Genomic DNA, 9,333 nt, shown 5'->3' with positions numbered 1-9,333 from the left:
ATATACACGAGCCTTATCGTCGGCAGCGTCAGATGTGTATACGAGACAGATCCAGGATCGAGCGCGATCAAGGCCGAGCGGCCCCGCGCGGCGCGGGCCCGGCGGGCGCAGCGGGGACGCGTCGGCGGGGAGGCGTCGGCGGCGGGTCAGGAGGTGGTGGGGAAGAGGCGGGCGTGCAGGGCCGTCGGGTCGGTGACCTCGGGTAATTCGCGGGCGGCGAGCCAGGCCGCGGCGGCGGCCCCGTCGCCGGCGGTGCGCAGCGGGGCGTCCGGCCAGTGCCGGCCGACCTCGGACCGGACGGCGGCGGCCAGCGGGGTCTCCCCGGTGAGCAGACCGCCGCCGAGCACGACCGGTGTCACCGCTCCGGCCGGGCGGATCCGGCCCACGCTGTCGACCAGGTGCGCGGCCGCCTCGGCGACCAGCGCGGTGGCGACCGGCTCGCCGTCGGCGGCGGCGGTGACGACCAGCGGGGCCAGCCGGGCCAGCTCGATCGGGGGTCGGCGGGTCACCGCCTGAATCGTGGCGTCCACAGTGTCCCGTGGGCGGGCGGCGATCTCGGCGCTGCCCATCAGTTCGGTGAGCACCGCCGTGGTCAGCGCGCCGGGGGTGCGGCCGGTGTCCAGGTCGGCGAGCAGCCGGCGGACCGACTCGCGGCCCAGCCAGTACCCGGACCCGGCGTCGCCGAGCAGCCAGCCGTGCCCGTCGGCGACCCGGTCGAGCCGCAGGTCGCGGACCTGTGCGGTGATCGCCCCGGTGCCGGCGATGAGCACCGTGCCGTCCGGGGCGGCGGTGCCGGAGGCGTAGGCCACCAGGGCGTCGCCGTGCACGGCATACGGGCAGCGCAGTCCGGCGTCCTGCCAGGCCCGGTCGAAGGCGGCCCGGCCGGCGGGGTCGGCGAGCAGTCGGGCCGCACCGGCCAGCCCGATGGTGCCGGCCGCCACCCGGGTCGGGTCGACGTCGGTGAGCGCGCCGCGCAGGGCCCTCAGCAGCTCCGTGGCGGCCTGTTCGGCGCCGTGGCTGGTGGGGTTGCCGCCGCCGGCTCGGCCGGTGCCCAGGCGCTCGCCGGTGAGTGTCAGGGTGGTCGCCCGGGTGGACGTACCGCCGACGTCGAGACCGATCACGAGGGCGTCGGACATCGGCACGGCCTCCTTGCGCTCGCGCGGCGACGGGCCCTGTTCATGCTGGTCGGCGCCGTCGCGCGGGGCAAGATCTGGCCGGCGCGGCGGCCTGTGCGCCAGGTAACAGTTTGAAAACTTCGCCCACAGTCTTGACACGGAGGGGCGTTCAGTAAGAACTTTTACCACTAACAGTTAACAGTCTTTTCGGAAAGGGCAGGCGTCGCATGGTTGATCACGAGGTGGACACCTCCGCGGGGACCGCGGTGGTCGACGCCGACGCGTTCAACCGGCGCGGGGCGCTCGGGTCCGCCTCCGACGGCGTGCTGGCCCGCGTCCGCAACGGGCTCGGTGAGCTGACCGGCGCGCTGCGCCGGGTCGCCGAGCACGTGCTGAGCGACCCGGAGGCGGCCGCCCGGTCCACCATAGTGGAACTCGCCGAACGCAGCGGCACGTCACCGGCGACCATCACCCGGTTCTGCCGCGCAATGGGCTTCGAGGGCTACGCCGACCTGCGGCTCGGCATCGCCGCCGAGACCGGCCGTGCCCGTTCGGCCGGCTGGACCATCGACATCGGTCGGGAGATCCAGCCGAGTGACCCGCTGGTCCGGGTGCTCAACCAGATCATGGCCGCCGACACCCGCGCCATGCACGACACCGCCGCGCTGCTCGACCTCGCCGAGGTGGAGCGGGCCGCGGTGGCGATCGCCGGCGCCAGCAGGGTGAACATCTTCGGTGCCAGCGGCAGCGCGCTGGTCGGCGAGGAGATGCAGTTCAGCCTGCACCGCATCGGGGTGGCCGCGTGGGCCTGGAACGACGTGCACGAGGGGCTGGCCAGCGCCGCGCTGCTGCGCGCGGGAGACGTGGCGCTGGGCATCTCGCACACCGGCCAGACCCGGGAGACGATCGAGATGCTCGCCGAGGCGGGCAGTCGAGGCGCCACCACGATCGCCCTCACAGGCTTCCCCCGCTCACCCCTGGCGGAGCTGGCCGACATCGTGCTGCTCACCGCCAGCCAGGCGACCACCTTCCGGCCGGACGCGCTCTCCGCCCGCCACCCCCAGTTGGTGGTGCTCGACCTGCTCTACATCGCCGTGGCCCAGCGCACCCACGACCGCGCGCACGCGGCCTTCCGGCGTACCGCCCAGGCCGTCGACGGGCACAAGGCCGCGAAGGGGGCCCTCGCATGATCAGCGCCCAGGGGTACGCGGACGCGGTCCGCCCGGTGCTCGACCGGCTGCTCGACACCGAGGCCGACGGCATCACCCGGGCCGCCGACCTGATCGCCGACAGCCTGCGTGCCGGCGGTGTGCTCCAGGCGTTCGGCGCCGGGCACTCCGAGGCGTTCGCCGCCGAACTGGTCGCCCGGGCCGGCGGGCTGGTCCCCACCAACCGGCTCTCGGTGCGTGACCTGGTGGTGCACGGCGACGCCCCACCGGACGTGCTCGCCGACCCCAAGCTCGAACGCGACCCCTCCATCGCCCACCAGATCTACGCGCTCGCGGCGCCCCAGCCGCGGGACGTGTTCGTGGTGGCATCCCAATCCGGCATCAACGGCTCGGTGGTCGAGCTGGCGGCGCTGGTCACCGAGCGCGGTCATCCGTTGATCGCGGTCACCTCGGTCGAGCACACCGCACGGGTGGCGCCGCGGCACCCGTCCGGTCGACGGCTCGCCGACCTCGCCGACGTCGTGCTGGACAACGGCGCGCCGTACGGCGATGCACTGCTGCCGCTCGAGGGCGGCGGCGCGGTCTGTGCGGTCTCCTCGGTCACCACTGCGCTGCTGGCGCAGCTGCTGACCGCGGAGGTCGTACGACGGTTCCACCAGGCCGGAGAGGTGCCCCCTATCTACCTCTCGGCCAACGTCCCCGGCGGGGACGAGCACAACATCGCCCTCGAGTCGCGGTACGCCGGGCGTCTCCGGCGCACCGCCTGACCCGAATTCCACAAGGAGAGACGACGATGTCGATTACCCCCGAGCACCCGGTCGAACTCGACCGCCGTACGGTGCTGCGCCGCGCCGCCGCCGTGGGCATGCTCGCCACTCCGGCCATCGGCCTGCTCAGCGCCTGCGCCACCAGCGGCGACGACAAGGACAACGAGCAGGTCGCCGGCGGCACGAAGAGCGCGACCAACCCGCTGGGCGTCAAGGAGGACGCCCCGATCGAGGTGATCATCTTCAACGGCGGCTACGGCGAGAAGTACGCCACCGACGTGCACGAGCCGCTCTACAAGAAGGCGTTCCCGAAGTCCGAGGTCAAGCACCAGGCGACCCAGGCGGTCTCCACGGTGCTCCAGCCGCGCTTCGCCGGCGGCAACCCGCCGGAGTTCGTCAACAACTCCGGCGAGAAGTTCCTGGACTTCGGTGCGCTCGTCAACGACGGCCAGCTGCAGGACCTCACCGAGCTGTGGGACGCGCCGTCGGTCGACGACGCGAGCAAGAAGGTCCGCGACACCGTCATCCCGGGCGTTGTCGAGCAGGGCATGTTCAACACCGCCGACGGGGGGCGCAAGCCGTTCGTCCTGTACTACGTCTCGACGGTCTACGGGATCTGGTACTCCGGCAAGCTCTTCAAGGACAACGGGTGGACCGCGCCCACCAACTGGGAGCAGTTCAAGGCGCTCTGCGAGCAGATCAAGGCCAAGGGCATCACCCCGTACGGCTACGCCGGGGCGAACGCGGCCTACTACCAGTGGAACGTGATCCTCACCCAGGCCGCGAAGATCGGCGGGACCGACGTCCTGAAGAACATCGACAACCTGGAGGACGGCGCCTGGAAGCAGGACGCCGTCAAGCAGGCTGCCGAGGCGTGGGCCGAGATCGGCGCGAAGTACTCGGACAAGAGCTTCGAGGGGCTCAAGCACACCGACGTGCAGCTGCGGCAGAACCAGGGCAAGGTCGCCTTCTACCCGTCCGGTGACTGGCTGGAGAACGAGCAGAAGAAGGACACGCCGGCGGGCTTCACCTACCAGCTCATGCCGGTGCCGAGCCTCACCGCGTCGGACAAGCTGCCGGCGACCGCTATCCGGGCGGCCGGTGGCGAGGGATACTTCGTCTCGTCCAAGAGCAAGAACCCGCGTGGTGGCATGGAGTACATGCGCCAGATGCTGTCGAAGGCGGGCGCCCGGGGCTTCACCGAGACCGTCGGAGCGGCTACGGTCGTGCCGGCCGGCAGCGAGGGCTTCCAGTTCCCGCCGGGTGTGGCCAGCGCCCAGGCCGCGCTGAAGGCAGCCGGCCAGGACGTGTTCAACATGCTCTTCGACAACTGGTACAAGGAGCTCGACACGGAGGCGCGTACCGCCACCAACGAGCTGATGTTCGGCCGGATCAAGGCGGACGCGTTCGTGGAGCGGATCCAGAAGCGCGCCGACGCGATCAAGAAGGATTCCTCCGTCACCAAGTTCAAGCGCTGATCGGAGCGTAGGGGTCATGCGGCACGGCAAGTATCCATTCGTGATCGGGTTCCTGTTCGCCCCGGTCACGCTGTACGTGGTCTTCGTCATCGCGCCGTACGCGCAGGCGTTCCAGATCTCGATGACCAACTGGCGGGGGCTGTCGGCCCCGCAGTGGGTGGGCTTCGACAACTACCGGAGGCTGCTCGACGACGGCAGCTTCTGGAAGGCGGTCCAGCACCACGGCGTACTGCTGCTTGCCCTGCCGCTGATCACCATCGCCATCGCCCTGTTCTTCTCGTTCCTGCTCAACGTGGGCGGCAAGAGCAGCGGCGGGCAACGCCAGGGGGTCTGGGGGGCGAAGTTCTACCGGGTGGTGTTCTTCTTCCCCCAGGTCCTGGCGGTGGCCATCATCGCGGTGCTGTTCCAGATGGTCTACCGGCCCAACGAGTCCGGCCTGATCAACGGCGTGCTGATGAAGCTCGGCTTCGATCCGGTGCTCTTCCTGATCCGGCCGAACCTGGCCCTCTGGTCGATCATCGCGGTGCTGGTCTGGCAGGCGGTCGGCTTCTACGTGGTGCTCTTCTCGGCCGGGATGGCCTCCATCCCGGGTGAGATCTACGAGGCCGCCGAGATGGACGGGGCGACCAAGGTGACCCTGTTCTTCCGGGTCACCCTCCCGCTGCTCTGGGACACCCTCCAGGTCGCCTGGGTCTACCTGGGCATCGCGGCGTTCGACGCGTTCGCCATCGTCGCGGTGCTCTCGGTGGACGGCGGCGGCCCGGACGGCGCCACCACCGTGCTGGCCATGGAGATCTACCGCAACGCGTTCGTCTACTCGAAATACGGCTACGCCTCCGCGATGGGTGTGGCGCTCTTCTTCCTGACCCTCACGTTCGCGGCGCTGACGCTGCGGCTCACCAAGCGGGAAAGCGTGGAGTACTGATGAACCCGCAGTCGACGCTGCCGCCGACGCCGGCGGCGCTACCGCCGAAGACCGGCGACCCGGGCGCCCCCGGTAAGCAGGGGCCGAAGGGCCCTCGCTCGGAGGCGCGGCTCTTCGCCGGCCTGGGACACATCGCGCTCGCCGTGTGGGCGGTGATCGTGATCGTGCCGATCCTCTGGACCTTCCTCGCCGCGTTCAAGAACACCACCGAGATCTTCAGCAGCCCGTGGACGCTCCCGGCGGAACTGCGCTGGGAGAACTTCGGTCGGGCCTGGACGACCGCACGCGTCGGCCGGTACTTCATCAACAGCGTCATCGTGGTCGGGTGCAGCACCTTCGGCACGATGCTGCTGGGCTCGATGGCGGCGTACGTGCTGGCCAGGTACAAGTTCTGGGGCAACCGGGCGATCTACTACCTCTTCGTGTCCGGGTTGGCCTTCCCGGTCTTCCTGGCGCTGGTGCCGCTCTTCTTCGTGGTGAAGAACCTGGGCCTGCTGGACACCCACACCGGGGTGGTGCTGGTCTACATCGCGTACTCGCTGCCGTTCACGATCTTCTTCCTGGCCGCGTTCTTCAAGACGCTGCCGTCGTCGGTGGCGGAGGCGGGACTGATCGACGGCTGCGGGCACACCCGGCTGTTCTTCCAGGTCATGATGCCGATGGCGAAGCCGGGCCTGATCAGCGTCGCGATCTTCAACATCATCGGTCAGTGGGCGCAGTACCAACTTCCCCTGGTGCTGCTCAGCAACGCGAAGGACAAGTGGGTGCTCACCCAGGGCATCGCGGACATCTCGGTCAACGCCGGCTACGAGGCGGACTGGTCCGGACTGTTCGCCGCGCTGACCATCGCCATCCTCCCGATGATCATTGTGTACGCGATCTTCCAGCGTCAGATCCAGGCGGGCCTCACCTCCGGCGCCGTCAAGTAGGGCCGTTGGGTAACCGCAGGGCACCGGGCGTCCGCCCGGTGCCCTTCGGTTCATCGTGGACGCTCGTCGGCGTGGGCGTGCCAGGAGTGCCACAGCGCGGCGTACGCCCCGCCGGCCGCCACCAGGTCGTCGTGGCTGCCGATCTCGGTGATCCGGCCGTCCGCCAGGACGGCGACCCGGTCGGCGTCGTGCGCGGTGTTGAGCCGGTGCGCGATGGCGATGACGGTCCGCCCGACGAGCACGGCGGCCAGGGCCCGCTCGGTGCGTCGGGCGGTCGTCGGATCGAGCGCGGCGGTCGCCTCGTCCAGGATCAGCGTGTGCGGGTCGGCGAGCACCAACCGGGCCAGCGCCAGTTGCTGCGCCTCGGCGGCGCCGAGCTGCCGGGCGCCGTCCCCGAGCACGGTGTCCAGGCCGTCGGGCAGGTCGGCGTACCAGTCGGCGCCCACCGTGACCAGCGCGGAGAGCATCTGCCCGTCGGAGGCGTCCGGGGCGGCGAACGCGAGGTTGTCGCGTAGCGAGCCGATGAAGACGTGGTGTTCCTGGGTGACCAGGGCGATCCGGCGACGACGCTCGGCGGGGTCGAGGTCGGTCACCGGGCAACCACCGATGCTGACGACACCGCGGCGCGGCGCGTCGATCCCGGCCAGCAGCCGGGCCAGGGTGGACTTGCCGGCCCCCGACGGGCCGACGACAGCCAGCCGTTCACCGGGCCGCACCTCCAGGTCGATGCCGTGCAGCACGTCGCGCCCGCCGCCGTACGAGAACCGCGCCTCCCGCACGACGAGTCGCTCGCCCCGTGAGGTGGCCACCGTGCCGGGCGGTTCCGGCGGGACCAGGCCGACGCCGAGCACCCGGGCGAACGACGCGAAACCGCGCTGCGCCTGCTCGGTCCACTGCAACAGCCGGTCCAGCGGGTCGATCGCCTGCTGAAGGTAGAGCGCGGCGGCGACCACCGCGCCGAGCGACACCATCTCCTCGGAGAGCAGGTACCCGCCGACGAGAAGGACCATGGCGACCGGCAGCGGATAGCTGGCCTCCACCACGGTGAAGAACACGGTGCGCAGCGCGAGCGTCGCCCGCCGGGCCCGCCACACCAGGGCGATGCGGGTGGTGCCGTGCCGGATCCGGTCGTCGGCCAGCCGCAGCGCCTCGACGGTGCGGGCGCCCTCCGCGGTGGTGGTCAGCGTCTCGGTCAGCTCCGCGGCCGCCGCACCCTCGACGAGGTACGCGGAACTCGCTCGCCGCAGGTACCAGCGGGTCACCGCCCAGATCGACGGCAGCCCGGCCAGCGCCGCCAGCCCGAGCAGCGGGTGCAGCAGGAAGACCGCCCCGAACAGCAGCGCCAGCTGCACCGAGGCGATGACGATGGTCGGCACCACGTCCCGGACCGTGGTGCCCACCGTCGCCACGTCGACGGAACTGCGGGTCGCCAGGTCCCCGGAACCGGCCCGCTCGACGACCGAGACGGGCAGCCCGAGCGTGCGGTTGACGAACTCCTCGCGCAGGTCCGCGACGGCCCGCTCCCCGAACCGGTGGCCGGCGTACTGCGCGTAGCGGGAGAGCAACGCGCTCACCAGGACGCATCCGCCGATCGCCAGCGCCAGCCGGTCCACGGTGGCCACACCGGCGCCCGCGGTGACCCGGTCGACGATGGTGCCCAGCAGCCACGGCGGGGCGAGCCCCGCGACCGCGGCGGCGCTGTGCAGCGCCAGCACGACGCCGACGGCCCGCCGGTGCCGGCTGATCAGTTCCCGCAGCGCCCGGCGCACGGTCCGGCGGTCCGCCACCGGCAGTCGGCTCACGGGTAGGCCCCCTCGGCGTCGGCGTCGGCGTCTCGATCGAGGTCGGGATCGGCGCTGTCCCGGGCCACCAGGTGCCGGTAGCCGGGGTCCTGATCGAGCAGGTCGGTGTGGGTGCCGGTGGCGACGATCCGGCCCGTACGCAGGTGGGCGACCAGATCGGTCCGGCTCAGCAGCAGCGGCGAGGTGGCGAGCACGACGGTCGTCCGTCCGGCCCGCGCGACACGGAGCCGTTCGGCGATCCGCGCCTCGGTGTGCGCGTCCACCGCCGACGTCGGGTCGACGAGGATCAGCACCTCCGGCTCGGCGAGCAGGGCCCGGGCCAGGCGGACCCGCTGGCGCTGGCCGCCGGAGAGCGTACGGGCGCGGGCGTCGATCACGGTGTCCAGCCCGTCCGGCAGCGCATCGACGATGTCCTCGGCCGAAGCGGCACGCAGGGCAGCGGTGATCCGGTCGTCGTCGGCCCGCGGCCCGTCGGCGTCGTCGGAGTCCGTCCGGGAGAGCAGGATGTCCCGCAGCGTGCCGGGGAACAGGTACGAGTCGTGATCGGCGACCAGGATGCGCGCGCGGACCTCGTCCAGGGCGATCCCGGTCAGCGGCACAGCGCCCCAGGTGGACTCGCTGGCCACGTACCGGCCGAGCCGGTCGGCCAGGGCCAGCGCCGCCGAGGGTTCGTCGGCGGCCACGCCGATCAGCCGGCCGACGGGGACGGTCAGCCCGGTCACCGGGTCGTGCAGGTCCGCGGGGTGCTCCGGCGCGGCCACGACGTCCCGGCGGCGCCGGTCCGGAATGCCGTCCTGGCGATCCGGTGCGCTGCGCGGGCCGCCGACGTCGTCCGGGGTCAGCTTCAGCAGGTCGACGATCCGGCGGGCGGCGACCCGGCCGCGGATCAGTTGGTGGCTGCCTTCGAGCAGGAACCAGACCGGCACGATCAGGGTCGCCACGTAGCCGTAGACGGCGACCAGCTCACCGATCGTGACGTCACCGGTCACCGCCATCCGGGCCGTCAACCACACCACCGCCGCCAGGAACAGGCCGGGGATGGCGACCGTCGCCGCGTCGATCCAGCTGTTGACCGCGCCGACCCGGTAGCCCTCGGCGAGCAGGTCGCGGGATCGGGCCGCGTACCGGCGGGCGAACAGGTCCCGCCC

General features: G+C 71.6%; 8 protein-coding genes. 5 read left to right on the top strand and 3 right to left on the bottom strand.

From position 1 onward, the window contains the following. Positions 1-146: 146 nt before the first annotated feature. Positions 147-1,136: an N-acetylglucosamine kinase gene (locus EAD89_RS28740; RefSeq protein ID WP_121677883.1), complete on the bottom strand. Its 990-nt coding sequence runs from the start codon at positions 1,134-1,136 to the stop codon at positions 147-149. A 206-nt stretch (positions 1,137-1,342) separates the two neighbouring features. Between EAD89_RS28740 and EAD89_RS28735 the strand changes: the two genes are divergently transcribed. Genes EAD89_RS28735 through EAD89_RS28715 form a run of 5 tightly spaced genes read left to right on the top strand, consistent with a single transcriptional unit; the run spans position 1,343 to position 6,383 of the window. After that, positions 1,343-2,305, top strand: coding sequence for a MurR/RpiR family transcriptional regulator (locus tag EAD89_RS28735; RefSeq protein WP_121656873.1), 963 nt, complete (start codon positions 1,343-1,345; stop codon positions 2,303-2,305). After that, entirely contained in the window at positions 2,302-3,051 is a 750-nt protein-coding gene (locus EAD89_RS28730; RefSeq protein WP_121656872.1) for a sugar isomerase domain-containing protein, read from the top strand. The genes EAD89_RS28735 and EAD89_RS28730 overlap by 4 nt, the downstream gene beginning before the upstream one ends. A 26-nt stretch (positions 3,052-3,077) precedes the next feature. Next, positions 3,078-4,529 (top strand): N-acetylglucosamine/diacetylchitobiose ABC transporter substrate-binding protein, encoded by a 1,452-nt coding sequence (gene ngcE / locus EAD89_RS28725; RefSeq protein ID WP_121656871.1) that lies wholly within the window; start codon positions 3,078-3,080, stop codon positions 4,527-4,529. Positions 4,530-4,545: 16 nt separating this feature from the next. Continuing rightward, on the top strand, positions 4,546-5,454 hold the full coding sequence (locus tag EAD89_RS28720; RefSeq protein ID WP_089019947.1) for a carbohydrate ABC transporter permease: 909 nt from the start codon (positions 4,546-4,548) through the stop codon (positions 5,452-5,454). After that, complete coding sequence (locus tag EAD89_RS28715) at positions 5,454-6,383, top strand: carbohydrate ABC transporter permease (RefSeq protein ID WP_121656870.1); 930 nt, start codon at positions 5,454-5,456, stop codon at positions 6,381-6,383. The genes EAD89_RS28720 and EAD89_RS28715 overlap by 1 nt, the downstream gene beginning before the upstream one ends. Before the next feature lie 50 nt (positions 6,384-6,433). Here EAD89_RS28715 and EAD89_RS28710 read toward each other — a convergent pair whose 3' ends face one another. Next, the gene (locus EAD89_RS28710) at positions 6,434-8,185 is read right to left on the bottom strand and encodes an ABC transporter ATP-binding protein (RefSeq protein ID WP_121677882.1); all 1,752 of its coding nucleotides are present in this window, start codon (positions 8,183-8,185) and stop codon (positions 6,434-6,436) included. Then, on the bottom strand, positions 8,182-9,333 hold a 1,152-nt coding region (locus tag EAD89_RS28705; RefSeq protein ID WP_147458888.1), incomplete at its 5' end, for an ABC transporter ATP-binding protein. The genes EAD89_RS28705 and EAD89_RS28710, both read right to left, overlap by 4 nt.

Origin of the sequence: Micromonospora sp. BL4 (genome assembly GCF_003667505.1) — a bacterium.
Classification (GTDB): Bacteria; Actinomycetota; Actinomycetes; order Mycobacteriales; family Micromonosporaceae; genus Micromonospora.
This window is presented reverse-complemented; position numbering and strand designations above follow the sequence as displayed.